The organism is Planktotalea sp. (assembly GCF_050633725.1).
GTDB lineage: Bacteria > Pseudomonadota > Alphaproteobacteria > Rhodobacterales > Rhodobacteraceae > Planktotalea.
The window spans coordinates 19864-45775 of sequence record NZ_JBOEHB010000026.1 but is presented as its reverse complement, the minus strand read 5'-3'; the positions used below and the strand labels follow the sequence as shown (position 1 = coordinate 45775).

The 25912-nt window shown below is 56.0% G+C and carries 26 protein-coding genes and 1 pseudogene; 20 read left to right on the top strand and 7 right to left on the bottom strand.

Features of this window, described 5'->3' with window-relative positions; genetic code table 11:
* The first annotated feature begins 27 nt into the window (after window positions 1–27).
* Complete coding sequence (locus ACRBCU_RS17010) at window positions 28–1068, top strand: Rieske 2Fe-2S domain-containing protein (protein ID WP_431366585.1); 1041 nt, start codon at window positions 28–30, stop codon at window positions 1066–1068.
* A 5-nt stretch (window positions 1069–1073) separates the two neighbouring features.
* Here the strand turns inward: ACRBCU_RS17010 and ACRBCU_RS17005 are convergent, their stop codons facing one another.
* Genes ACRBCU_RS17005 through ACRBCU_RS16995 form a run of 3 tightly spaced genes read right to left on the bottom strand, consistent with a single transcriptional unit; the run spans window position 1074 to window position 3252 of the window.
* Complete coding sequence (locus tag ACRBCU_RS17005; RefSeq protein ID WP_431366584.1) at window positions 1074–1751, bottom strand: nitroreductase; 678 nt, start codon at window positions 1749–1751, stop codon at window positions 1074–1076.
* Between the two features lie 13 nt (window positions 1752–1764).
* Window positions 1765–2235, bottom strand: coding sequence for a MaoC family dehydratase (locus ACRBCU_RS17000; protein WP_431366583.1), 471 nt, complete (start codon window positions 2233–2235; stop codon window positions 1765–1767).
* A gap of 12 nt (window positions 2236–2247) precedes the next feature.
* Window positions 2248–3252, bottom strand: coding sequence for an NADP-dependent oxidoreductase (locus ACRBCU_RS16995; RefSeq protein ID WP_431366582.1), 1005 nt, complete (start codon window positions 3250–3252; stop codon window positions 2248–2250).
* 40 nt (window positions 3253–3292) lie between these two features.
* On the opposite strand from ACRBCU_RS16995, the gene ACRBCU_RS16990 reads away from it, so the two are divergent.
* Window positions 3293–3949, top strand: a complete 657-nt coding sequence (locus ACRBCU_RS16990) for a histidine phosphatase family protein (RefSeq protein WP_431366581.1) — start codon at window positions 3293–3295, stop codon at window positions 3947–3949.
* On the opposite strand, the gene ACRBCU_RS16985 is transcribed toward ACRBCU_RS16990, so the two are convergent.
* Complete coding sequence (locus tag ACRBCU_RS16985) at window positions 3946–4944, bottom strand: NADPH:quinone oxidoreductase family protein (protein WP_431366580.1); 999 nt, start codon at window positions 4942–4944, stop codon at window positions 3946–3948. The two genes, ACRBCU_RS16990 and ACRBCU_RS16985, sit on opposite strands and share 4 nt — an antisense overlap.
* Before the next feature lie 136 nt (window positions 4945–5080).
* Here ACRBCU_RS16985 and ACRBCU_RS16980 point away from each other — a divergent pair, with 136 nt between their 5' ends.
* The 18 genes and pseudogenes from ACRBCU_RS16980 (at window position 5081) to ACRBCU_RS16895 (ending at window position 23315) form a co-directional block, all read left to right on the top strand.
* Window positions 5081–6247, top strand: a complete 1167-nt coding sequence (locus tag ACRBCU_RS16980; protein WP_431366579.1) for an acyl-CoA dehydrogenase family protein — start codon at window positions 5081–5083, stop codon at window positions 6245–6247.
* Between the two features lie 4 nt (window positions 6248–6251).
* Window positions 6252–7367, top strand: a complete 1116-nt coding sequence (locus ACRBCU_RS16975) for an acyl-CoA dehydrogenase family protein (protein WP_431366578.1) — start codon at window positions 6252–6254, stop codon at window positions 7365–7367.
* The gene (locus tag ACRBCU_RS16970; RefSeq protein WP_431366577.1) at window positions 7367–8188 is read left to right on the top strand and encodes an SDR family oxidoreductase; all 822 of its coding nucleotides are present in this window, start codon (window positions 7367–7369) and stop codon (window positions 8186–8188) included. Before ACRBCU_RS16975 ends, ACRBCU_RS16970 begins: the two co-directional genes overlap by 1 nt.
* A complete protein-coding gene (locus tag ACRBCU_RS16965) occupies window positions 8188–9114 on the top strand; it encodes an SDR family NAD(P)-dependent oxidoreductase (protein WP_431366576.1) in 927 nt (308 codons plus the stop codon). The genes ACRBCU_RS16970 and ACRBCU_RS16965 overlap by 1 nt, the downstream gene beginning before the upstream one ends.
* A 24-nt stretch (window positions 9115–9138) precedes the next feature.
* Entirely contained in the window at window positions 9139–10335 is a 1197-nt protein-coding gene (locus ACRBCU_RS16960) for an acetyl-CoA C-acyltransferase (RefSeq protein ID WP_431366575.1), read from the top strand.
* The gene (locus tag ACRBCU_RS16955; protein WP_431366574.1) at window positions 10332–11324 is read left to right on the top strand and encodes an NAD(P)H-dependent flavin oxidoreductase; all 993 of its coding nucleotides are present in this window, start codon (window positions 10332–10334) and stop codon (window positions 11322–11324) included. Before ACRBCU_RS16960 ends, ACRBCU_RS16955 begins: the two co-directional genes overlap by 4 nt.
* An 84-nt stretch (window positions 11325–11408) precedes the next feature.
* On the top strand, window positions 11409–12059 hold the full coding sequence (locus tag ACRBCU_RS16950) for a histidine phosphatase family protein (protein ID WP_431366573.1): 651 nt from the start codon (window positions 11409–11411) through the stop codon (window positions 12057–12059).
* 11 nt (window positions 12060–12070) lie between these two features.
* A complete protein-coding gene (locus ACRBCU_RS16945; protein WP_431366572.1) occupies window positions 12071–13102 on the top strand; it encodes a phosphotransferase family protein in 1032 nt (343 codons plus the stop codon).
* Window positions 13102–13899 (top strand): IclR family transcriptional regulator, encoded by a 798-nt coding sequence (locus ACRBCU_RS16940; RefSeq protein WP_431366571.1) that lies wholly within the window; start codon window positions 13102–13104, stop codon window positions 13897–13899. Before ACRBCU_RS16945 ends, ACRBCU_RS16940 begins: the two co-directional genes overlap by 1 nt.
* A gap of 382 nt (window positions 13900–14281) precedes the next feature.
* Window positions 14282–15526, top strand: a complete 1245-nt coding sequence (locus ACRBCU_RS16935) for a branched-chain amino acid ABC transporter substrate-binding protein (RefSeq protein WP_431366570.1) — start codon at window positions 14282–14284, stop codon at window positions 15524–15526.
* Between the two features lie 86 nt (window positions 15527–15612).
* Window positions 15613–15989: pseudogene (locus ACRBCU_RS16930) on the top strand (branched-chain amino acid ABC transporter permease); the annotation flags it as partial.
* 2 nt (window positions 15990–15991) lie between these two features.
* The coding region (locus ACRBCU_RS16925; RefSeq protein ID WP_431366569.1) for a branched-chain amino acid ABC transporter permease at window positions 15992–16530 on the top strand (539 nt) is incomplete at its 5' end.
* Window positions 16527–17822, top strand: coding sequence for a branched-chain amino acid ABC transporter permease (locus ACRBCU_RS16920; RefSeq protein WP_431366568.1), 1296 nt, complete (start codon window positions 16527–16529; stop codon window positions 17820–17822). The genes ACRBCU_RS16925 and ACRBCU_RS16920, both read left to right, overlap by 4 nt.
* Window positions 17819–18580 carry an ABC transporter ATP-binding protein gene (locus ACRBCU_RS16915; protein WP_431366567.1) on the top strand — a complete coding sequence of 254 codons (762 nt, stop codon included), beginning with the start codon at window positions 17819–17821 and terminating at the stop codon, window positions 18578–18580. Before ACRBCU_RS16920 ends, ACRBCU_RS16915 begins: the two co-directional genes overlap by 4 nt.
* 14 nt (window positions 18581–18594) lie before the next feature.
* Window positions 18595–19278, top strand: a complete 684-nt coding sequence (locus ACRBCU_RS16910) for an ABC transporter ATP-binding protein (RefSeq protein WP_431366597.1) — start codon at window positions 18595–18597, stop codon at window positions 19276–19278.
* 6 nt (window positions 19279–19284) lie between these two features.
* On the top strand, window positions 19285–20490 hold the full coding sequence (locus ACRBCU_RS16905; protein WP_431366566.1) for a serine hydrolase domain-containing protein: 1206 nt from the start codon (window positions 19285–19287) through the stop codon (window positions 20488–20490).
* Window positions 20487–22442, top strand: a complete 1956-nt coding sequence (locus ACRBCU_RS16900) for an acetoacetate--CoA ligase (RefSeq protein ID WP_431366565.1) — start codon at window positions 20487–20489, stop codon at window positions 22440–22442. Before ACRBCU_RS16905 ends, ACRBCU_RS16900 begins: the two co-directional genes overlap by 4 nt.
* 9 nt (window positions 22443–22451) lie before the next feature.
* A complete protein-coding gene (locus ACRBCU_RS16895; RefSeq protein WP_431366564.1) occupies window positions 22452–23315 on the top strand; it encodes an acyl-CoA thioesterase in 864 nt (287 codons plus the stop codon).
* A 109-nt stretch (window positions 23316–23424) separates the two neighbouring features.
* Here the strand turns inward: ACRBCU_RS16895 and ACRBCU_RS16890 are convergent, their stop codons facing one another.
* The 3 genes from ACRBCU_RS16890 to ACRBCU_RS16880 all read right to left on the bottom strand — a co-directional run bounded on the left by ACRBCU_RS16890 (window position 23425) and on the right by ACRBCU_RS16880 (window position 25912).
* Window positions 23425–24525, bottom strand: coding sequence for an NADH:flavin oxidoreductase/NADH oxidase (locus tag ACRBCU_RS16890; RefSeq protein WP_431366563.1), 1101 nt, complete (start codon window positions 24523–24525; stop codon window positions 23425–23427).
* A 228-nt stretch (window positions 24526–24753) separates the two neighbouring features.
* On the bottom strand, window positions 24754–25125 hold the full coding sequence (locus ACRBCU_RS16885) for a VOC family protein (protein ID WP_431366562.1): 372 nt from the start codon (window positions 25123–25125) through the stop codon (window positions 24754–24756).
* A gap of 13 nt (window positions 25126–25138) precedes the next feature.
* Complete coding sequence (locus tag ACRBCU_RS16880; RefSeq protein ID WP_431366596.1) at window positions 25139–25912, bottom strand: SDR family oxidoreductase; 774 nt, start codon at window positions 25910–25912, stop codon at window positions 25139–25141.

Below are 25912 nucleotides of genomic sequence, written 5' to 3'. Positions count from 1 at the left end.
GGTCTCTTACCACAGTGAGGAAAACAGATGTTTTTGAAGAATGCATGGTATGTCGCTGCTTGGAGCAATGAGATTGTAAATGAGTTGCAGCAGGTCAAAGTGCTGGGCGAGAAGATCTGCATGTTTCGCAATTCCGAAGGTGAAGTCATCGCGATGGAGGATGCTTGTCCGCATCGCAAGCTGCCGCTCTCCAAGGGTCGAATCAAGGGCGATACGGTCGAGTGCGGCTATCATGGGCTGACGTTTGATTGCGCGGGGCAATGTGTTTGGGCACCGGGGGGCGGGCGAATTCCATCGGCTGCGCGCGTTCGGCCCTATCCTGTGCATGAGAAATACGGGCTTGTGTGGATTTGGATGGGCAATGCGGCGATTGCTGATCCCGAGGACATTATCGAAATCGAGAACTATGATAGCCCCGATTGGGGTATCAATCGCGGCGCGGCGATGGAGCTGAATTGCAACTATTTGCTGATGTGCGACAACCTGCTTGATCCGACCCATGTGGCCTGGGTGCATCAAAGCTCATTCGCAGCCCCGGCGACCAAGGACACGCCGTTGCGGGTGACGAAGACCGACGAGGGCGTGATCGTGCATCGCTGGATGATGGATCACGAGCCTGCGCCATTTTACAAGAAGGTGGTTGAATTTGACGGCAATTGCGATCGCTTGCAGCATTATGAAGTGCGCTATCCTGCACATGCGCTGATTAGGGCGGTGTTTACCCCTGCGGGCACCGGCGGTGTTGATGGGCCGCTGCATGAGAACACGTTTATCATGGACAGCTACAATTTCATGACGCCAACCACCGAAAGCGAGACGCGGTATTATTGGTTCCAACTGCGCAATATTCGCCCTGAAGACGAAGCTTTGTCAAAGATGATGAGCGAGGATGTTCAGCACGCCTTTGAAGAGGATCGCGCCGTGCTGAACGAAGTGCAAATCGGGATGAGCGAGAAGACCTCGCCGCATATCGATTTGCCGATTGATGGTGGCCCGTTGCGGTTTCGCAGGCAGTTGCAAGCGATGATCAACGAAGAACAGCAAGTTGATCGGCAAATGGCCGAATAAAGCGGTTAGTCGTCAAATCCCAAGAATTTGGTCGTGTTGCTGATCGGGCGACGCCGCGAGATGACTGAGTTGGCAACAAAGTCATCGTCTGGCCAACCAAGGGCAACGCAGGTGAGAATGATCTGATCCTCGGGAATGCCAGCGACTTCGCGCACTACTGGGCTTTGCATGATGCCTTGTCCGTTGATCACTGCGCCAAGGCCACGCGCCCAAGCGGCAAGTACAAGCGAGTTGGTCATCGCGCCTGTATCGAAATGGGCGATCGTATTGGTCAAAAGCGAGCGGTCAAAGCACACGACGATGGACACGGGCGCGTCGAACTGGCGAAAGCCGCGCATGACCCAATCTTGGCGCTTTTCTTTATCGCCGCGCTCGATCCCCATGACCTCGAACAATTGCACGGCGATTTCGATCTGACGTTCGCGGTGCACGCCTTCGTATTCAGCGTAATCTTCGATGTCGCGTGTCGGCTTGACGCCGCCAAGCATACGTTCGGTATTGCCCTTGCGCACTTGCTCCAGCGGCTCGCCCGTCAACACATGCAGGTGCCAAGGCTGGGTGTTCATCGACGAGGGCGCGCGATTGGCCAGCGCGATGATCTCTTCCAGCAGTTCTTTTGGGACAGGTTTGTCGGTAAAGCCGCGAATGGAGCGGCGTTCGGTGATGGCTTGATCTAAGTCCATGTGTCTCTTTTCCTTAGTCTTTGAAGATCGCAAGGCCGAGCCATTCGGCGACCAAAGCAGGCGTTTCTTCGCCTTCGATTTCGATTGTGAGGATATTTGTGCGCAAAAGATCGGTTGCGTTGCGAGCGGTGGCGTCTTGCAAGGTGAACCGCCCGCGAAGCCGTGATCCTGCGCGCACTGGCATCAAGAAGCGCAACTTGTTCATTCCGTAGTTAATGCCCATGACCTGACCGTCCATTTCGGAAAAGCAGTCATAGGCAAAGCGGCTGGCAAGCGAGAGCGTCAGGAACCCATGCGCGATGGTGCCGCCGAACGGGGTTTCTTTGGCGGCGCGCTCTGGATCAATGTGAATCCATTGCTCGTCTTGGGTGGTCTTGGCAAATTCGTCGATCATCTGTTGATCAACGGTGATCCAGTTGGACACGCCGACCTCTGTGCCGATTTGAGTTTTGCTTAGTTCGAGCGCGTTTTGAAGCGATGACATCAGCGTATTCCTTCAGCTTGGATCCGCAGCAACGCGCACCATACGTTTGCCTTTGTTGTCGCCGTTCAAAAGCCCGATCAGCGCTTGGGGCGCGTTTTCCAGACCCTCAACGATGTCCTCGAAGACTTTGATCTGACCGTTTGCGACCCATTGCTGCATCGCACGGATACATTTGGCGTCGTTATGGGCGAAATCCATCACGATGAAGCCTTCCATTTTGAGGCGTTTCACCACGATTGCACCGGGCAGGTTGCGCGGGCCTGATGGAGTGTCGGTGTCATATTGGCTGATCGCGCCGCAGCAGATGACGCGGCCCTTTTCATTCATCACATTAAGCGCGGATTCCAGAACCTTGCCGCCCACGTTGTCGAAATAGACGTCTGCGCCATCGGGGCAGGCCTTGAACAATGCCTTGCTAAGACCGCCGGCGCGATAGTCGACGCATGCGTCAAAGCCGAGTTCATCCACCACCCATGCGCATTTCTCTGGCCCCCCCGCGATGCCGACGACGCGGCACCCCAATGCTTTGGCGATTTGACCAACGTATCCCCCGACCGAACCTGCGGCGGCAGAGACGAGAACGGTTTCGCCAGCAAGCGGCTGACCGATGGACATCAACCCATGAAAGGCGGTTTTGCCCGCGATTCCATAGACGGACATAAGGTGCGAGAGCCTGTCGACTTTAGGCAGTTTTTGCACCTTATGGGCCTTGGCGGTGACGTAGTTAGACCACGTGGCTTCGGCGGCAACGATGTCGCCAACGGCAAGGCGCGGGCTGTTGGACGCGGCAACTTCGCAGATTGCATAGGTGGGCATCGCATCGCCCTTGTTGACGGCGGCGCGGTAGGTTGCGCCCTTCATCCATGAACGGTTGGCGGCGTCGATGGACATGAGAATCACGCGCAAGAGGACTTCGCCGTCTTTGGGTTCTGGCATTGGCGCGTCACCCTTTTGGAAATGCGCCTCTGTCAGCGCGTCGGTTGGCAGTTCAGCAATCGTGATCTGGTGGTTTTGCATCGGATGTGTCCTAGTGTGAAAAAGCGATAAGAGGTTTGGAATGAGCGAAGCACGCCAGCATAGATTTACACCGCCCAAAGGCGCGGCAGACCTGTTGTTGATCAGGCATGGAGAGACGCAAGCGGCGGTGCGCGGGCAAAATTTCCCGATGGTGGATGGGCAGGGTGATCCTGCGTTGCATCCTGATGGGGAGGTTCAGGCGCTGGCTGTTGGTGCGCGTTTGAAGGCTGCGCCGATTGGGGCGATATATGTGACCAAGATGCAGCGTACCCATCAAACGGCTGCGCCGCTTGCGGGGCATTTGGGATTGGCACCGCGCGTTGACCCTGACTTGCACGAGGTGTTTTTGGGCGATTGGGATGGCGGTGAATACCGCTTTCGCGCGGCGGCGGGTGATCCTGCGTTTTTGCGCGCGAAGGAGCGTGAAGAGTGGGGCGAAATTCCAGGGGCTGAAACCACGGCGCAATTGCAAACGCGGGTGCGCCGGGGGTTGCTGCGGATCGCTGCGGCTCATGCGGATGAATTGGTCGCCGTTGTCGTGCATGGCGGGGTGATCGGCGCGGCGCTGGCGGTGGCGACGGGATCGCCTGCCTTTGCCTTTCACGGCGCAGAAAACGGATCGATCAGTCGTCTTGTGATCAACGGTGATCAAATGATCCTGCGTGGGTTCAATGAGGTCTCGCATCTGCCGACCTAACCCATCGTCACCACAACTTTGCCAAGTACCTTGCGGTCTTGCAGCAGTTGCAGCGCCTCGCCTGCTTTCTCGAGCGGGTAGCTGGCAGAGATGCGCGGTTTGATCTTGCCTTCGCCATATAGGCGGAACAAATCCCCCATGTTCTCGGCGTGGTTTTGCGGCTCGCGCATTGTGTGCGCGCCCCAAAAGACGCCAACAATCTGACAGCCTTTGAGCAGCGTCAGATTGAGCGGAATGCTGGGGATGCCAGCGGGGAAACCGACGACAAGATAACGCCCTTTCCACGCGAGAGAGCGCACAGCAGGTTCGGCATAATCTCCTCCAACCGCATCATAAATGACGTCTACACCCTTGCTGCCTGAGAGCGCTTTGATCTGGTTTGAGAACTCTTTTTGCGCCGCGCGATCAGACATATCGCGAGAATAAATCAGGGTGTCATCCGCGCCGACCTCTTTGCAGAACTGCGCTTTCTCCTCAGAGGAAACAGCAGCAATAACGCGCGCGCCTGCGGCTTTGCCGAGCTCTATCGCAGCAACGCCGACGCCGCCTGCGGCGCCAAGAATCAGTAGGGTTTCACCCTCTTTAATCTGGGCGCGGTCCTTCAAAGCGTGATGCGACGTGCCGTATGTCAGAACAAAGCAGGCGGCTTCGTCATAGGGCATGTCATCGGGAATTTTCACCACCTGCGCCGCTTCGGCAACCACATGGGTAGAGAAGCCACCAAAGCCCGTCATTCCCAAAACGCGATCCCCAACGCTCAGGTGTGTAACGCCCTCGCCAAGCGCTTCGACTTCGCCGGCGATCTCGCCGCCCGGCGCGAAAGGGCGGAGCGGTTTCATCTGGTAAAGGTCGCGAATTATCAGGGTGTCAGGAAAGTTTACGCCTGCTGCGTGAACCTTGATACGGACCTGATTTTTCTTCGGCTCTGGCGCAGGTAAATTAGTAAGAACCAGCGTTTCCGGACCGCCAACTTCATTGCTCAGCATCGATTTCATTTGTTTCTCCCCATCGGAATTTCTTCGAAGGTGAGACGTGGCGTCGCATCTTGTCAATCGCAATTCAGCCGCCCATTCTGCATAGCGGAACGGATGTCCGCAGTTTGACGTGACGTCTTTACGGGAGGAAATTTGAATGAGTGCGAACCCCTTAGATGGATTCCGCGACGAGCTACGCGCGTGGCTAGAAGAGAACTGCCCAGAGGAAATGCGTGACGGGATGTTGGCCGAGGACAGCATATGCTGGGGCGGCAAGAACTGGGAGTTTACCAGCGATGCCCAGAGGGTTTGGCTAGAGCGCTGTGCGGCCAAAGGGTACACGGTCCCGACTTGGCCAGTTGAATATGGCGGGGCTGGTTTTAGCCGTGATCAGGAAAAGATTTTCGACGAAGAAATGGCGCGGATCAATGCGCGCTCGCCGCTCGAAAGCTTTGGCATCTGGATGCTCGGGCCTGCGCTTTTGCATTTCGGAACGCACGAGCAAAAGCTGCACTATCTGCCCCCTGTCGCGCGCGGCGAAGTGCGTTGGTGTCAGGGCTATTCCGAGCCGGGCGCAGGGTCTGATTTGGCGAATGTGCAAACCCATGGCGCAGATCAGGGCGATCATTGGTTGGTAAACGGCCAGAAGATTTGGACGTCCTATGCCGACAAAGCCGACTGGATTTTCGCTCTGGTGCGCACAGATCGTGACGCCGCCAAGCACAAGGGGATTTCTTTCCTTTTGATGAGCATGGAAGACGCAGGGATCGAGACACGGCCGATCAAAATGATCAGCGGCGCGTCCCCCTTCTGCGAGACGTTTTTCACTGATGTGAAAGTCTCGAAAGAGCAGATCGTTGGCACGGAAAACCGTGGCTGGGACGTGGCGAAATATCTGCTGACCCATGAGCGCGAAATGATCTCTGGTGGCGGCGCGGGGCTGTCTGGTGGCGGGCGCGCTTTGGGCGCTGTGATCAAAGACACGATGGAAGAGATGGACGACGTTCTGCGCGCCGATGCGATGCGCTGCGAAGTGGATGCGATGGCGATTGGCCTGACGCTTGAACGGTTTAAGGATCAATCCGAAGCGGGGCAGGGCGCGGGCGATGCCTCTGCCATGCTCAAATATATGGGCACGGAGTTGAACAAACATCGCCATGAATTGATGATGACAGCAGGCGGATCGGATGCGCTTGAGTGGGACGGACCACTTGGCAATCGCGCGGGGGATTGGCTGCGCACGAAGGCCAATTCGATTGAAGGAGGCACCAGTGAGGTGATGCTCTCGATCATTTCGAAACGCGTTTTAGGACTTCCGGGGTAGAGACATGGCAAAATTGGTAAAAAGCGAAGAAGAAACCATGCTCGCCGATATGGCGCGCGGATTTTTGGACGGGGCAGCGCCCGTCAGCAAGCTACGTGAATTGCGCGACGGCGGTGAAACCCACGACGCGGCGCTCTGGAAAGAGATGGCCGATATGGGCTGGGCGGGCGTCTTGGTACCCGAAGAGGCGGGTGGCTCTGACATGGGGTTCGCAGCGGCAAATGTGATTGCAGAGGAAATGGGCAAGACATTGGCAGTCTCGCCGTTCCTGTCCAGCGCGGTGATCGCGGCAACGGCCTTGCGGCAGGTCAGCGATAGCCGCGCGAATGCGGCTTTGGCGAAGATTGCGAGCGGCGAGGCGACATATGCCTTGGCGGTGGATGAGGGCATAAAGTTCGATCCAGACAGCGCACAAATGGAGGCGCGCAAGGATGGTAACGGGTTCCGTTTGAGCGGCAAGAAGCAATTTGTCGTTGATGGCGCTTTGGCCGATCGCTTGCTGGTTCTGGCGCGCACCGCCGATGGGCTGACGCTGTTCGACGTTCCTGCGGATCGTGCAGGTGTGACGCGGGACAAATCCAACATGATCGACGCACGCGATGCGGCGCGGATCACCTTTGAGGATGTCGAGGCCACGGGCGAAGATGTGCTTGGCGCGGTTGATAGCGCGATGGATGTGCTGCGACCTGCGCTGCAAGCGGGGCAGGCGGCACTGGCGGCTGAAATGACAGGTCTGTCGGCGGGTGCCTTTGGCATGACGGTCGAGTATCTCAAAGAACGCAAGCAATTCGGCATCGAGATTGGCCGTTTCCAAGCGCTGCAACATCGCGCGGCGCATCTGTGGTGCGAGATTGAAGTCACGTCCAGCGCGATCCTGAACGCGGGTCGCGTCATGGATGAAGATCCGAGCGAGGCTGAACTGGCAGTATCCTTGGCGAAAGCACGCGCAACGCAAACGGCGATTTTGGCGGTGCAAGAGGGTCTGCAAATGCATGGGGGCATCGGTATGACCGATGCTTTCGACATGGGTTTTTACATGAAACGCGCACGGGTCAGTGCGGAATGGCTGGGTGACTATAGTTACCACGCCGAAAAGATCGCAAAAGCGAGGGGATTTTGATGGATATTCAAACGTTATTCGGTCTGGAAGGTAAGACCGCTCTGGTCACAGGTGGCGCAACTGGCATTGGGCGCATGGCGGCCGAGGCTTTGGTGCGTGCAGGTGCAACGGTTCTGATCGCGAGCCGCAAAGGCGAGGCCTGCGAGGCTGTAGCTGCCGAGCTGAACGCAATGGGCGCGAGTGGCAAGGCGATAGGTTTTGCGGGCGATGTTGGCACCGAAGAGGGCGTCAACGCGATGGTTGCCTCTGTGAAGGAGCGCACGGACACCCTCGATATTTTGATGAACAACGCAGGCATAACATGGGGCGCGCCGCTGGGGCAGTTCCCGTTCAGCGCTTGGTCCAAGGTGATGGATGTGAACGTCGCGGGGCTTTTCGATTTGACGCAAAAATTGCTGCCGATGCTTAAGGCCTCTGGCACGGTTGATGATCCTGCACGCGTCGTCAATGTCGGCTCTGTCATGGGCGAGCGCGAGATGGGCGATGGCGCTTATAGCTATTCCGCGTCCAAGGCGGCGGTTATTCATCTGAGCAAAATTTTGGCGAAGGAATTGGCGGGTGAGGCGATCACGGTGAACTCCCTCGCGCCGGGGCCGTTTGTGTCGCGCATGACCGCATTTGCCACGCACGACGAAGAGATGCGTAGCCGCGTTGGTGATGATGTGCCGCTGAAACGCGTTGGCCGAGATGAAGATATTGGTGGCTGTATGCTCTTCCTCTGTGGGCGTGGCGGCGCTTACATCACCGGCGCAGTGATCCCTGTGTCTGGCGGGATAAACGTCATGTCTGGCCCGAACATTTTTGAACAGGCGCTGCACTGATGGGTGACATTAGATTTGATGGGCGCGTTGCGATTGTAACGGGTGCAGGGGTCGGCCTTGGCCGCTCTCACGCGCTTGGCTTGGCGGCGCGCGGGGCGAAGATCGTTGTGAACGATCTTGGCGTATCGCGTGACGGTACCGGATCGACATCAGAAGCGTCAGAAGCGGTGGTCGAAGAGATCAGAGCTATGGGCGGCGAAGCCATCGCCCACGGCGCGGATGTCTCTGATGAGGCTGGCGTCAAGGATATGGTGGCGCAGGCAATGGACGCTTGGGGGCGCATTGATATTTGCGTCAACAATGCGGGTATTCTGCTAGATAAGACATTTGCCAAAATGGACATGGCCGCCTTTCGCAAAGTGGTCGATGTGCATTTGATCGGCTCGGCCAATGTGGCCCATGCCTGCTGGCCGATCATGCGCGAGCAGCAATATGGGCGGATCGTCTTTACCTCGTCTTCCTCGGGGCTCTATGGCAATTTCGGTCAGGCGAACTACGGCGCAGCTAAGGCCGCAATGATGGGGCTGATGAACGTACTTCATTTAGAAGGCGCGCGCGACAACATCCGCGTGAACACGCTGGCGCCGACCGCGGTGACGCGCATGACGGAAGAGTTGTTCCCACCGGAAGCCGCCGAGATGCTGGGGCCCGAAACGATCACGCCCGGTTTGCTCTACCTCGTATCCGAGGATGCGCCCAGCCATGTGATCATGGGTGCAGGCGGCGGCAGTTTTGCCCAAACCAAGGTCTATGAAACGCAAGGCATCACGCTGACGGGGGATGAAAACACGCCCGAAGCCGTCGCCGCGCAGTTCGCGCAGATCAGCGATCCAAGCGATCAAAAAGAAATGCCCGACGCGTTTAGTCAAACCAAGAAATATGCCCTCAATGCAGCGCAGGCCCGTGGCCTCAAGCTGAATTGGTAAACAACAAGATTCAGGAGAATTCATATGCGTGACGCAGTTATCGTATCCACCGCCCGTACCCCGATTGGCAAAGCCTATCGCGGCGCTTTCAACAACACCACGCCGCAGCAATTGGCAGGTCATGCGATCGAGCATGCGGTTGCCCGCGCTGGCATTGATCCCGCGAGCGTTCAGGATGTGATCCTCGGCGCGGCTTTGCAGCAAGGTCATTCAGGCGGCAACATCGCGCGCCAAGCGGCTGTGCGCGCGGGCCTTCCCGTCAGCGTTGCTGGCATGTCCGTGGATCGTCAATGTGCCTCTGGCATGATGGCGATTGCGACGGCGGCGAAGCAGGTTGTGATGGATGGCATGGACGTAGCCATTGGCGGCGGCGTCGAGAGCATTTCGATGGTGCAAACCAAAGAGCTGCGCGTTGCGGCAGATCCTTGGCTGATGAAGAACAAGCCCGACATTTACATGTCGATGCTTGAGACGGCTGAAACCGTGGCCGCGCGTTACAATGTCTCGCGCGAGGTGCAGGACGAATATGCTGCTGGCTCGCAGGCCAAAACGCACGCGGCGCAGCAAGCGGGGCGCTTTGATGCTGAGATCGTGCCGATGACGTCTACTATGTTGGTGCAGGATCGCGAAACGAAAGAGATTTCCGAGCATGAAGTCACACTTGAGAAGGATGAGGGCAACCGCCCTAGCACAACCTTTGAAAGCCTCTCTGGCCTGAACCCTGTTTTCAAAGACGGCATGACCATCAAAGAGGGCAAATTCATTACCGCGGGCAATGCGTCTCAACTTTCTGATGGCGCTTCCGCCTGCGTCGTGATGGAGGCGAAAGCGGCTGAAAAGGCGGGTCTTGAGCCGCTTGGCCGTTATGTCGGTGTCATGGCCGCTGGATGTGAGCCGGACGAGATGGGCATTGGTCCGATCTACGCTGTTCCGCCATTGCTTAAAGCGCATGGGTTGACGATGGATGACATCGGTCTCTGGGAGCTCAATGAGGCCTTCGCGGTTCAAGTGCTGTATTCACGCGATCAGCTTGGCATTCCAGACGAGTTGTTGAACGTTGATGGCGGCGCGATTTCTATTGGTCACCCCTATGGCATGTCTGGTGCACGCATGGTCGGTCACGCGTTGATCGAAGGCAAACGTCGCGGTGCGAAATATGTTGTTTGCACCATGTGTGTTGGCGGCGGCATGGGCGCGGCAGGATTGTTTGAAGTCCTATGAGCACCGCAGACGCGCATCTGCCCGCAGCGCTACAAGGGCTTCGCATTCCATTGATTGCCTCGCCCTTGTTCATCATTTCGGTGCCGAAATTGGTGATTGCGCAGTGTAAGGCGGGCATCGTTGGCTCCTTCCCAGCGCTCAATGCGCGGGAGGGCGAGGGCGAGCATCCGCTGCTTGATATTTGGCTCACCGAGATCAAAGAGGAGCTGGATAAGCATAACCAAGCGAACCCTGACCGTCCCGCCGCGCCTTATGCGGTGAACCAGATTGTACATCGCTCCAACACGCGGCTAGAGCGCGATCTGGAGATTTGCGTCAAACATGAGGTGCCAATTTGGATCACCTCGCTCGGCGCGCGTGTTGAGGTGAACGAGGCCGCGCATTCTTGTGGTGGCACTGTGCTTCATGACATCATCAATAACCGTTTCGCCAAGAAGGCGATTGAAAAGGGCGCTGATGGTCTGGTCGCTGTTGCGGCTGGTGCAGGCGGTCACGCTGGGCAGCAATCGCCCTTTGCTTTGGTGCGCGAAATTCGTGAATGGTATGACGGTCCGATTGCCTTGTCGGGCGCGATTGCCACTGGCGAAAGCCTGCTCGCTGCGCGCGCGATGGGGGCGGATTTGGGTTATGCTGGATCGCCGTTTATCGCCACGGATGAGGCGAACGCGGATCAAGGCTACAAGGATATGATCGTCGACTCTGGAGCAGAGGATATTGTCTATTCGTCTTTGTTTACAGGCGTTTGGGGGAATTATCTCAAAGGCTCGGTAAAGAACGCAGGCATGGATCCAGATAACCTGCCGCAAGCGGATGCCTCGTCGATGAACTTCGGACAAGATCGTGAGAAACCCAAAGCTTGGAAGACGATTTGGGGCTCTGGCCAAGGCATTGGTGCGATTAAGTCGGTCGGCCCTGCGGGCGCTATCGTGGATCGGATCGAGGCAGAGTATTTGGCTGCTGGCGAAAAACTGGCAGCTGAGTTCTCATGACTATAGCGCATCAATTTCTAAGGTGCGCGAACGCATATCCTTCGGATAAGCTGCCTCGCGCCCGTCGCACCTCGTTGGTGCGCCGTGGCTGAATTATTAGTCATACGCCACGGCCAAGCCTCTTTCGGGCAGGACAATTATGATGTTCTGTCCGACCTTGGCCACGAGCAAGCGCGCGCTGTTGGTGCGCTTTTACGTGATATGGACTGGGTGCCAGATCGGCTAGTCACTGGATCGCTGAAACGGCAAAAGGACACGCTGTCTTCGATGGGGTATTCTGAGGCTCCTGAGGTGCACGAGGGCTTGAATGAATACGACTTTGGCGATCTGCTGAATGCGCGCTTCAAGGGCGAGGTGCCTGACCTTGTGAAAGGCGATCGTAAGACCCACTTTCGTGCGCTTCGGGAAACCGTGTTTGAATGGCAGGATGCCGCCTTTAATGGGGCGAGCGAGACATATGCGGAGTTCACCGCGCGCGTTGAAGACGCTCGGCAATTTGCGACGGACACAGATGCCAAGCGGGTTTTGGTCGTCTCTTCGGGTGGCGTAATCGGCCAAATGACCTCGGTCGCGATGGGCGCGCCAAAACGGCAAATGATGACCCTCAATCTACAAGTAAAAAACACCGCAATGACGCGGTTCATGTTTTCGGGAAAGTCGTTTTCCTTACATGAATTCAACGCCACACCACATTTCATGACGCCAAACGGCACCAAGCTGTTAAGCTATAGTTAAAGGGGACAGGGATGAGCGCCGATACACAGACATTGGATGAAGCCGCGGTCAGTAGCTATCTGAAAGAGAACCTTGATGGGTTCGAGGGGCCAATGGAGGTCAGCAAGTTTCAGACGGGGCAATCCAATCCAACGTTCATGCTGAAAACCCCGTCGCACAACTATGTTTTGCGTCGCAAACCGCCGGGGGTCTTGCTTAAATCTGCTCATGCGGTGGATCGCGAATTTCGCGTGCAAAAGGCGTTGGCAGGGACGGACGTTCCCGTCTCAAAAATGCATCTTCTGTGTGAGGATGACAGCGTCATTGGCTCGATGTTCTACATTATGGATCACGTGCCCGGGCGCAATTTCGATGAACCCGCGATGCAGGGGCTTACGCCAGAGGATCGCAGCGGTGTCATTGATGATATGGGCCGCGTTTTGGCAGCGATGCATGAGGTTGATATCGACGCGGTTGGCCTGAGCGATTACGGGCCAGAGGGCAATTATTTCGAGCGCCAAGTCGGGCGCTGGTCCAAACAATACCGCGCCTCCGAGACGCAAAAAATCCCAGCGATGGAAGAGCTGATGATCGGGCTGGTCGAACAGCGCCCAGCAGATGATGGCCAACGCACTCTGGTGCATGGTGACTACCGCCTCGACAATATGATCTTTGATGCATCAGGAACGCAGTGCCGTGCGGTGCTGGATTGGGAGCTGTCCACAATTGGCCACCCATTCGCTGACCTTGCTGGCGTCATTATGCAGTGGCAATTGCCTGCGGGCAAAGAAGGGCGCGGAATGGGCGGGCTTGATCGCAAGGCGCTTGGTCTGCCATCAGATCAAGAGTTCATTGCCAAGTACTGCGAACGCCGTGGGCTAAACGGCATCGACAATTTCGGATATTATCTTGGGTTTTGTTTCTTCCGCATGGCGGGGATTATCCAAGGGGTTCTGAAGCGCGGGCTGGATGGGAACGCGTCCAACCCCGAGCGCGCGCTGAAGCTAGGTGAGTTCGTGCCTGTTTTTGCCAAGCACGGGCTTGATGCACTAAAGCGGGGCTAATGATGGACGATCTACGCTCAGACGGTGGCGACAAGGACCGAAACTTTGTCACAGCGCTCGCGCGTGGGTTAGAGCTTTTGCGGTGTTTCCGCGACGGCGAAGTCACCCTTACCAACTCTGATTTTTCTGAGCGCACAGGATTGCCCAAAGCCACGATTTCGCGGCTAACCCATACGCTTTGCGCGTTGGACTATCTTGTTTCTGATCCACGTTCCGGAACATATCGGCTCAGCGCAGGCGTTTTGCATCTCGGCTTTAGCGTGTTGGCGAGCCTCGATATTCAAGACCTTCTGCATCAAGAAATGAAGCGCATTCACCAAGGCCCAAACTTGCATCTGACGGTGTCTTTGGCAGAGCAGCATCAGTTGGACGCTGTCTATGTTGCACACCTGAGATCGCACGAGCCTGTGGCGTTGGTTGGTCAGATCGGTAGCCGATTGCCGTTGTTCACGACCTCGGTGGGTCTGGCGATATTGGTAGGAAAAGATGACGACGCGCGCGAAGCGGTGTTCGAGATCGCGGGACGTGTGAGCAAAGAGACAGAACTCGAAGGGCGCAGGCGCTACGCTGACGCCAAGTCGGTGTATGAAGTTAAAGGCTTTTGCACCGGCTATGGGCAATGGCGGCGTGATGTAAATGCGATCGCTGTTCCGATCCATTCTTTGAACCGACTTAAGGTGTACGGGCTAAATGTTGGCGGTCCTTCATTTCAGGTGAAACCCAAGCAACTTGAAAGCGTCTACGGACCAAAACTGATTCAGGCGGCGGACTCTTTACGCTCGAACACACTGAATTAGTCATTGCGGGATGCAGTTTCGCAATGCGGAACATCGACCCCTGCTGGACAAGTTTTGACCCAGCGTAACTTAGCCAATTCCGAGCTGCATATGAGCAATTTTGATTGCCGAATTGCTCGTCACTGACGTCAGAGAAATTGCTCACTGCGTGATCAGAAGCTTCGAAAAACATAATAAAAACAAGGTTCAATGTGCTCGACCCATTGCGCAAAAAATGAGCATCGCGCCCGTTGACGCAGATAGAGGCGAGATAACTCACGGATTTTCCAGCGCGAAGCATAAGCGCGACAGCCTTGACTTTAATTGAAGGTATGCAAGTCTTTCTTCATTGATCGAGACCTCGAACAAAGAATGGGGCGCGATTTATCCTTGGGAGGAAAACATGAAGAAATTTTTGAAGTTGGGTGCTGTATCAGCGCTTTCTCTGGCTATTGGCGCGTCAGCGGCGTTTGCTGAGAACATTAAGATTGCCTTTATTGACCCGCTATCTGGGCCCTTTGCAAGCACCGGCACCAATGGTCTGCACCAGTTTCAGTTTGCTGTTGATCATATGGTCAACGAAAAGGGCGGTGTCCTTGGCGGAACGAATATGGAAATCGTTCCCTTTGACAACAAGATCAGCCCGAAAGAGTCCTTGATCCAGCTTCAGGTCGCGATTGACCAGGGCATTCGGTACATTGCTCAGGGCAACTCCTCTGGCGTGGCAAATGCGATCACCGAAGCCGTCAACAAGCACAACAGACGTAACCCGGATGACCGCGTTCTGTTCTTGAATTATGCGGCTGTTGATCCAGCTCTGACGAATGACAAGTGTAACTTCTGGCACTTCCGTTTTGACGCGAATGCGGACATCAAAATGGATGCTTTGACGGACGTCATGGCCGAAAACGCGGACATGAAGAAAGTCTACATCATTGGTCAGGACTATTCCTTTGGTAAGGCGGTTGCGGCGGCGGCTGTGAAGAACCTTGGCGAAAAGCGCGCGGATGTTGAGATCGTCGGCAACGAGTTGCACCCAATCGGCAAAGTGAAAGATTTCACGCCATACTCACGCAAAATCATCGCCTCGGAAGCGGACGCAGTTATCACAGGTAACTGGGGCGCGGACATGGTTGGCCTTGGTCGCTCGCTGATTGAAAGCGGTTATGACGGCCCGATCTTCACTTACTATGCTGCTGGCTCTGGTATCACGGCTGCGCTCGGCGAGAGCGCGAAGGACCGCGTACGTTTGATTTCTCAGGGTAGCGTGAACCCGATTGGCAATGACGGCGCACGTGCCACCTATGAGGCGTTTGAAGCCAAGCATCCGGATGGAAACGTCGATCAACCCCGCATTTTCAATGTGATCGGCATGCTTGCGAAAGCGATTGAAGGCGCAGGCTCGGCGACAGATGTTGTCGCGGTTGCGGGTCAGCTCGAAGGTATGGAGTATGAATCCATCTGGGGCGGCAAAGTCTTTATGCGTCCACAAGACCACCAGCTGATTCAAGACATGTATGTTGGTGTCCACACGGACGAAAACATCGACTTTGACTATGACCAGTCGGGCTTTGGTGTTCTGACAGAGTCCACGGTTGAGATGGCGTCTATGGACAGCCCAACAACCTGCAAGATGAAGCGCCCTTAAGAGGGCCGCTTTCAATCCCGCCCTGCGTAACCTGTAGGGCGGGATGTCTTCACATCTAAACTCACTGCTACCCTTTGGGGGGACCGATGGAACTCATCCTCGTCAACATAATCGACGGGCTTGTGACCGGATTGCTGCTCTTTATGCTTTCGGCTGGCTTGACGCTCATTTTCTCAATGATGGGCGTTCTCAATTTTGCGCATGCGAGTTTTTACATGCTCGGCGCGTACTTCGCGTATCAGATCAGCATTGCGCTGGGGTTCTGGATGGGCTTGCTCATTGCGCCCATTATCGTTGGTGTCCTTGGGGCAGGGGTGGAACGGTACGGGCTGCGGCGTGTGCATCAATATGGCCACGTTCCTGAGCTTATCTTCACATTCGGATTAGCCCTGCTGATTGAAGAGATGGTGCAGTTTATCTGGGGTAAGAACCAGATGCCCTTTAATATTCCCGAAGTTTTGACNNACAAGATCTTCATGATCTTCATCTCGGTCGGCATCTTTATGGGGCTTCTCTATGTCCTGACAAAAACCCGCGTCGGTATGATCATCCAAGCGGCGCTCAGCTATCCGCGCACGGTTGAGGCATTGGGACATAACGTACCGTTGATCTTTATGGGTGTCTTTGGTGTTGGCACAGCGCTTGCGGGTGTTGCTGGCGTGATCGCTGGCCCAGTGCTTGGGACATTCCCGGGCATGGCCTTTGTGCTTGGTTCAATCGTGTTTGTGACCATCGTCATCGGCGGTCTCGGCTCGCTCTGGGGCGCGCTTGTGGCGTCGCTCTTGATCGGCTGGATCACCACATTCGCGAAGTCCTACAATCTCGCCATGTCGGATATCCTCAATGCGATTGGTATTTCGACGCCTGAGAACCTGGACGATAATATCTTCCGCGATCTTTGGACCGTCACCAGCCCGCAGATTGCCGATATTCTGCCCTATATCCTGATGGTTTTGATCCTGATCTTCCGTCCTGCAGGTCTCTTCGGAAAGCGTGAATCATGAATGATCAACTGACAACAGATCCGAGCAAACCAGCCCAGCGGATGCGGGCCGGCTCGATGACATTAACGCTGATGCCGTGGATATTATCTGCCGTGGCTCTGATGATCATGCCGTTTATCTTCACGTCAAATTCAGCGCTGACGATTATGAACCAGATGTGGATCACCGTGATCTTCGCGCTGGCCTATAACATGCTTCTGGGGCAGGGCGGTATGCTCTCCTTTGGACATGCGGTTTATGCGGGTGTGGGCGGATTTGCATGTATGCACATCATGAATATGTCCGATCTGTTCGCCAGTTTCCCGCTGCCAGTTCTGCCCGTCTTTGGTGGCCTGTTCGGCATGGGGCTTGCGATGATTGTCGGCTCGTTCTCGACCCGTAGCGCGGGCACCGTTTTTGCGATGATCTCCCTAGGAGTTGGCGAGCTTATCGCCGCCAGCTCCGTCATCATCGTCGCCTTCTTCGGCGGCGAGGAAGGCATCTCTGGCGATAGAACCTACGCGATGCCCTTCTTTGGCAATGAGTTCTTGCAGCAGATCAACGTCTACTACCTGACGTCTTTCTGGGTCTTACTCTCGGCGGCTCTGATGTACCTCTGGTCCCGCACGCCTGTTGGCCGTATGGCGAACGCGGTGCGTGACAATCCAGAGCGCGCGGAGTTCCTTGGCTATTCTGCGCGCTGGGTCCGTTATTACAGCTTTGTTGCATCGGGTTTCTTCGCGGGCGTCGCGGGGGGGCTTTTCGCGATCAACTATGAGATCCTCACGGAAGAAAACCTCAACACGGCCTCCTCTGGCGTCATCCTATTAGTGACCTTCCTCGGCGGCGTCGGTTTCTTCTTTGGCCCGATCATTGGCGCGATTGTCTTTACCTTGGTGCAAACGGTTCTTAGCCTGCAAACCGAACTTTGGGCCTTTTACGCTGGGGCGCTCTTCCTTGCGACGGTGATGTTCTTCCCCGGTGGTTTGGCAGGGTTGATGATGATGCATGTGCCTGCATTCAAGTTGGGTAAGGCCAAGCTGCTCGTGCAGCCCTATATCAAAACCCTTATCCCGGCGGCGATCGGTATCCTCGGTCTTTGCGCTCTTGTCGAAATGACATTCCATTATCGCCATGGCGCAACGGGGGATCATGAGATGACGCTGTTCTGGACAACCTTTGATAGCCATACTTTGATGCCTTGGCTTATTGCGGCTGTTGTCACGGTTATCGGATTAGGGATCGCAAAGCGCACGGCCCCCGCGCTGAAAGAAGCCTGGGACGAAGCCAACTCCGCAGGAGGAGCATCATGAGCGTAGCTGCACTAGAACTGTCAGGGCTTAAGAAGAGCTTTGGCAAAGCCGAGATCATTCGCGGTATCGACCTCTCGATTGGCAAGGCTGAACGTCACGCCATCATCGGGCCGAACGGGGCGGGTAAATCGACCTTGTTCAACCTGATCACCGCGCGTTTTGCTCCGACGGCTGGGTCTGTGAAACTGCACGGGCAAAACCTGCGCGGCAAACAACCCTACGAGATCAATCGCATGGGTCTGTCGCGCTCGTTCCAGATCACTAATATTTTCCCCAATATGACCGTTTTCGAAAACGTGCGCTGTGCGCTTTTGTGGTCGCAGGGGTATAAATATTCGTTCTGGAACCTGGTGAACAAGTCGCGCCAATTGACCGAAGGGGCGGATGCGATCCTTGATCAGATCAACCTGCTGGGGCGGCGTGATCTGCCTGCAGGCACGCTCAGCTATGCCGAGCAGCGCGCGCTGGAGATTGGTATCACCATCGCAGGCGGCGCGGATGTGATCATGCTGGATGAACCAACAGCGGGGATGAGCCATTCGGAAACGGACTATATCACCGATCTGATTATGAAGGTCACAGAGGGCAAAACGCTGATTATGGTCGAACATGACATGGGCGTTGTCTTTGGCCTTGCGGATCGCATATCGGTGCTGGTTTACGGTGAAATCATCGCGACAGGGCGACCCGAAGACGTGCGGGGCGACCCTCGTGTGCAAGAAGCCTATCTAGGCGCAGCCTTGGAGGCAGACCATTGATCGAAGTAACGGACATGCATGCCTACTATGGCAAATCTCACATTTTGCAGGGCGTCTCGCTGAACGTGCAAGAAGGCGAAATCGTTGCGCTTTTGGGGCGTAACGGGGTGGGTCGTTCAACAACGTGCAAAGCGATCATGGGAGAGGTCGAACCCAAAGGCTCGGTTAAGTTCAAAGGCCAAGAGATTGCAGGTCGCAAGGCCTATGAAATCGCAAATATGGGCATCGGCTATGTGCCCGAGAACCGCGATATCTTTCCGGGCCTAACAACGCGGCAGAACCTGACGTTGGGCCTTAAGCCCGGTCAAAAGGACGGGGCTGGACGTTGGTCGATGCAAATGATGTTCGATATGTTCTCAAACCTCAATGAGCGCGCCGATGTCGAGGCTTCGGTGCTCTCTGGCGGCGAGCAACAGATGTTAACTATGTGCCGCACGCTGATGGGCGATCCTGATTTCGTGATGATCGACGAGCCGACAGAAGGGCTATCTCCGCAGATGGTGCAAAAGGTTGCTGACGTGCTGAAAGAGATCGCAGATCGCGGGATTTCCACGCTTTTGGTCGAGCAAAAACTTTCGATTGCAATGGACATTGCGCACCGCGTCTACGTAATGGGACATGGGCAGGTTGTGTTCGAAGGCACACCCGCCGAATTGAAAGAGCGCGAAGATGTGCGCAAGGAATGGCTAGAGGTCTAGGATTTGATGAGCAGCTTTGACGAAGATCGGTTAGGGCGCATCAAAGGCTGGATGCAAAGCTATGTGGATGCGCGCAAATATGCGGGTTGCTCAGCCCTGATCACGCAAGGCGGTGCAGAAGCATTCTATCATGAGTGTGGGTTGCGGGATCTTGAAGCGGGCCTGCCTTGGCAGCGCGATACGGTTGCGCGCATCTATTCGATGACCAAACCCATCACTTCTGTTGCGATGATGATCCTTGTCGAGCGCGGATTGGTGCATCTGGATGCGCCTGTTTCGGACTTCATTGACGGTTTCAAGAATACGCGCTGCCTGATTGATGGCGCGGATGACATTAGCCAAACAGAAGCCTGCGCCACGCCTACTTTGCATCAACTGCTCACGCATACATCTGGGCTGAGCTATTCATTTAATCCCGGCATTGTGCCCCTGCAGATGAAAGAGCAAAGACTGGACTTTGCGCCGAGCCGTAAAACGATTGGGCAAGTCGCCGATCAACTGGCGACATTGCCCTTGGTTTTTCAACCGGGCAAGCGCTGGGAGTATTCCGTTGGCATTGATGTGATTGGCCGCGTGATCGAAGTGGTGTCTGGCAAGCCGTTGGATGAGTTCTTTGCAGAAGAAATCTTTGCTCCGCTCGGAATGCACGATACCCGATTTACCGTCACGAAAGATCAACAGCCGCGCTTTGCGTCGCTCTACACACCGCTGGCAGGGGATTCATTCGATCTAAATTCAGCGCAGAAAAGCGATGAAACTTTGCGCCAAGCCGACGATGCGGAAAACTCACCTTATTTGAGCAGCAAAACCTTCTCTGGTGGCGGTGGCCTTGTGGGCACGATCGATGACTACCTCAAGTTTACCGAAATGCTGCGTCTGGGCGGGCAAGGTATCCTGTCGCAAAGCACACTTAACTTTATGATGCGCAACCACTTGGGCGGCGATATTGCCTCGATGGGGCCGTCAAGCTTTGCAGAGCAACCAATGCACGGCATGGGGTTCGGCATTGGCGGTGCCGTCGCGCTTGATCCGTCGCGCGCAGGCGTTCCAGGCTCGGTCGGGGATTTTTCGTGGGGCGGTATGGCCTCGACTTTCTTTTGGATTGATCCCGTTCACGCGCTCTCGGTGATCTTTTTCACCCAACTTTCGCCGAGCAGTTCATACCCTTCACGCGCCCAACTCAAGGCAATGGTGCATGGGGCATTAACGTGAGCGGAAAGGTTCTTTGGACGCCAACGCAGCAGCGTTATGACGCCTCAAGCATGGCCGCCTTCGAGCGTTTCTTGGAGCAGAGCAGGGGCCTCACCTTTGAAGATTACAACGCCATGTGGACTTGGAGCGTTGATGATCTAGAGGGTTTTTGGCACGCAATCTGGGATTTCTTTGATGTCCGTGCTTCCGCGCGGCCCGAAAAACTACTGGTGAAACGCCAGATGCCAAACATGGAATGGGGCACAGGCGGACGTTTAAACTACGCCGAGAACATTCTAAAGCATGTCGACGGACGCGAGGATGAACTTGCGTTGATCGTGCAATCGGAAACTTTCGGGCGATCTGATACGACTTGGGGTGAGCTACGCCGCCAAGTCGCCAGTGTTGCGGCGCAGCTGCGCAAAATGGGCGTGACGCAAGGGGATCGGGTTGTCGCGATCCTGCCAAACACGCAAACCGCATTGATTGCCTTTCTCGCCAGCGCCAGTCTTGGCGCGATTTGGTCGCTCTGCGCGCCGGATATGGGGCATGTGGCAATCTTGGATCGCTTCAAGCAAATCGCACCTAAAGTGCTGATTGCACAGGATGGCTATGTGCATGCGGGCAAGATGGTGGATCGTACCGATGTGCTGGCGCAGATCAACGACGGGCTGCCAAGTGTCACGCAATTTGTGACCTTGCCTGTCGCTGGCGCGCTGCCAAAGGGCCATGTCGCGTGGGATGATCTTACGCAGGATGATGTGCCGTTCGAGCCTGCACAGGTGCCCTTTGAGCATCCACTTTGGATTGTTTATTCCTCTGGCACTACGGGCAATCCAAAACCTATCGTGCACGGGCACGGGGGCATTGTCCTAGAGGGTTGCAAACATTCGCTGCACAAGGACATCACCAGCAAGGACCGCTATTGCTGGTTGACCTCTTCGGGCTGGATTATGTGGAATTCGCAGTGGGGTGTGCTGGGGCAAGGTGCCTGCGTTGTGATGTATGATGGCGCGGCGAACCATCCTGATTTAGGCGTCATCTGGCGGCTCATTGCCGATGAGAACGTGACATATTTTGGAGCAGGTGCCGCCTATTATAGCACCTGCATGAAAGCGGGTTTGGTGCCGCGCACAGAGGTAGATCTCAGCGCGCTGCGCTCGCTTGGCGCGACAGGATCGCCGCTTTCAAGTGATGCCTATGATTGGATTTACCGCGACGTGAAAGCCGATCAATGGCTTGCGCCTGTGTCTGGCGGAACAGATCTCGCCGGCGCGTTTGTTGTCGGCCACCCGGGAATGCCCGTGATTTCTGGCGAAATGCAGTGCCGCTCGCTGGGCGTTGCTGTGCGCGCCTTTGATCCCGCAGGCGATGAGCTGATCGGTGAAGTCGGTGAGCTTGTCTGCACAGAACCGACCCCCGCCATGCCGCTTTATTTTTGGGGCGATGAGGACGGGAGCCGTCTGTTTGACAGCTATTTCGACGCCTATGAAGGCGTTTGGCGGCACGGCGATTGGATTTCTATCGACGCCAAGGGCGCTTCGGTAATTTACGGACGCTCTGATGCGACAATCAATCGGAAGGGGCTGCGCCTTGGCAGCGCGGAGATTTACCAAGCCGTTGAGGGGCTGGATACGGTTCTGGATTCGCTCGTTGTTGATCTGGAATTTCTGGGGCGCGACAGTTTCATGCCCCTCTTTGTCGTTCCCGCCCAAGGCATCGCCTTTGATGATGCCCTAAAGGAGCAGATCAACACCGCGATCCGCACGGCCGTTTCAGCGCGTTTCGTGCCTAACGAGATCATCGAAATACGCGACGTTCCCAGAACGCTGTCGGGCAAAAAACTTGAAGTCCCTGTGAAAAAGCTATTGCTTGGGGGCGATCCTTCCAAGGTTGTGAACCGTGATAGCATGGCCAACCCTGAGAGCTTTGATTTCTTCATTGCCTACGCGAAAGCACGGGCCAACACGTAAGGCCCGCCCATGACACCTGCCGACGAACTGCTGCATTTGCTGGATATCGAACAGCTTGAGATTGATCTGTTTCGCGGTATTGGCGGCGGCGGCGAAACAACGATGCGCATCTTTGGCGGTCATGTGATCGCGCAGGCGCTCATGGCGGCTTATCGCACGGTGCCGGATCGGCTCTGCCATTCCCTGCATGCCTATTTCATTCGCCCCGGTGATCCTGCAATTCCTGTGATCTACCAAGTAGATCGCGCCCGCGATGGGGGCAGTTTCACGACGCGTAGGGTGGTGGCGATCCAGCATGGCAAACAGATTTTCAATATGTCCGCCTCCTTCCATGTGGATGAAAGCGGCTATGAATATCAGCACCCCATGCGCGATGTGGGCAAGCCCGAAGAATGGCCAAACCGCGATGAGCTCCGCGCGAAAATGGTCAATGAGCTGCCCGAAAAGTACCACGCCGATTTCCTGCGCAAACGCCCGATTGAGCTACGCGAAGTCGCTCCGCGTGACTTTATGACGCCAGAGAAGACCGACGATCGCAACCAGCTTTGGTTCCGCATGGAAGCCGCTAAAGGGCAGGGTCCGCAAATGCAGCATTGCCTGCTCGCCTATGCGTCCGACATGAACCTGCTTGGCTCGTCCCTGCGTCCTCATGGTCTCACGTGGTTCCAGGGCAAGCTGATGACCGCCAGCCTAGACCACGCCATGTGGTTCCACGCCCCTATCGAGTTCGCCGATTGGCATTTGTATGACCTCGATGCCCCCTGGACCGGCGGCGCGCGCGGCTTCAATCGCGGCGCGATTTATTCGGAAAGTGGGGCGTTGGTGGCAAGTGTTGCGCAGGAGGGGCTGATGCGGCCAATAAGCAAACGTTGATTGCTTGTGTGCCGCAATGCGGCGTATGTCCGGTTCAATGAACCAGAAGGAGTCCTCAAAAGCTTGAGGATCGTCATCGCTCTTGTCCGAACGGCAGTGATCTGTGCTGTCAACTGGCCCCGACGAAAAATCCGTATTGTTCGGCGAGCACGTGACGCGCATCCGCCCCCAGTACTTTTGCCGCGTTGAATGCCCAATGGGGGTCGCGCATCATTTCGCGCCCCAGCAAGACGAGGTCAGCGCTTGAGTTCGCTACAAGCGCGTCAGCTTGTTTCGGATCAGTGATACCCCCCACGGCCATGACCGGCAATCCAGTCGCCTTGCGCAGCTCACCGGCCATCTTTGGTTGTTCCGCAGTGCGATTGCCAATTGCACCACGTGCCTCCGGCACAGCGCCGCCACCGGAACAATCCAGAATGTCGACACCAAGCTCCTTCAGCCACACCCCAACTTGCGCTGTGTCATCAAGTGTCAGGCCACCTTCGACAAAATCGTGCACCGAGATCCGCACGGAAAGCGCTTTGTTTTGGGGCCAAACGGTCCGCACTTTCTCGACGGTTTCTAGCAGAAACCGTGCACGCGCGCGCAGATCGCCGCCGTAGTCGTCAGTTCGGGTGTTGACCAAAGGTGTCAGAAACGAATGAAGCAGATAACCATGAGCGCAATGAACCTCTAGCAAATCATACCCAACCTCAAGCGCCAGCTTGGTAGACTGGACGAACTGGTCCTGAATTGCGAGAATTTCGTCTACACTCAGCGCGCGTGGAGCCTTCCAAAGCCGGGTCCCATCTGGATCAAAGGCCGCGTCAGTCGGGCCGACAGTCTCCCAGCCTTTCGGATCATCGGCGTCTAGATGGCTTCCACCTTCGAGCGCGGTTGCTGCGCTGCCTTTGCGACCAGAATGCGAAATTTGGATGCCTGTCACAGCACCAAATCTCTGCTGTAAAGCGACAATCGGCTTTAGGGCTGCAACCTGTTCTTCGTTCCATAGTCCGGCGCAGCCTTGAGAGATGCGTCCAGTCGCCGATACAGCTGTACATTCGGCCATGATAAATCCGACGCCACCAACCGCCCGTGCACCCAGATGCACCATGTGCCAATCGCCAGCGACACCATCGGTGGAGCTATATTGGCACATCGGAGACATACCGATGCGGTTCTTGAATTCCACGTTCTTGATTTTGAACGGCGTGAAGAGGTTTGAGGACATGAGTTTTTCTCTATCGGGTTCTATTGTCGTCGATCATCCAACGATCTGGGCGTAACGCTTTCGGATTAAGAGGCGAAATTCAAAACAATGAAAAGCATTTTCGACAATGGGTCACAGGTCGAATTTCAAAATGCGCAAGATACTGGTGTGCTTGCAGCCGATCAAAGCGGACGTTGGTGGTACAAGGGGCAAAGTCCGCTTTGTCCGCATAGCGGACCTCCTCCCAACCTACCCAAACACGAAGAAACAAATCTTGTTGCCATCCAAGTCCCGCACATAGCCGCCATAAAAACGATCGTCGATCCGTTGCCCGGGTGCGCCTTCGCAGGTGGCACCAAGCTCAATCGCTTTGTCATAAAGCGCGCTGGCCTCTTCCTTGGAACTAGCAGTAAAGGCGATCATGCCACCGTTGCCAGGGGCAGGGGCCTCTTTGTCATATGGCTCGCACACGGCCAGCATCGGCTCGCCGCGTTTGGTGCCGATGAAGGCGATGCGCCCCATGTCGATCACGACTTTCGCGCCTTTGTCGGCGAAAAGGTCTGTGTAGAAGGTCTTGGCGCGCTCCATGTCATTCACGCCGATGGTTGTGTAGCCGATCATCGTCTGGGCTCCCTTATAGTTCTTGATCGCCGTAGAGGCGGTTGAGTTTACGCATGCCGCCGATCCAGCGGTCATAGTTGTCGGTTTTGTTTTTCATGTAGTCGATCACTTCGACGTGCGGCGTGATGAGGAAGGTTTCTTCGCGGATCACATCTACACAAGCCTGCGCGCAAACATCTGGTTCCATCATGCCATTGATCGCGGCGACGTGGTCTTCGTGCCCGCGTGTCATTTCAGTGCGCACGGCTTGAGGGCAAAGCACAGAAACCTTGATCCCCTCATCGCCGTGGGTCATCGCGATCCATTCGGCAAGCCCCACAGCGGCGTGTTTGGTGACACCGTAGGAGGCAGAGCCGACTTGGTTCAACAAACCCGCCGCGGAAGCGGTGTTGAGCAAATAGCCCCCCCCTCGCGCAGCCATGAGGGGCGCGAGTTTACGCGTGGCCCAGACATGGGCCATGACGTTGATGTCCCACGTGCGTTGCCAGTCCGCGTTAGGCGTTTCCATGCCGCCGCCAACCGCGATGCCCGCGTTGGAAAAGAACAGATCGATTGGTCCGATGTCGGCCTCGACCACGTCGATCATGCTTGTGATCTGATCCTCGCTTGAGACATCAACCGTAAAGGCCGTGCCGCCAACATCGCGAGCGGTCGCTTCAGCCCCTTCGCCGTTCATATCAACACAAACGACGTGTTTAGCACCCTCTTTAGCGAAGGCTTCGCAAAGTGCCTTTCCGATCCCGCTGGCCGCGCCTGTTACGACGCAGATTTTATCCTTCAGCTCCAT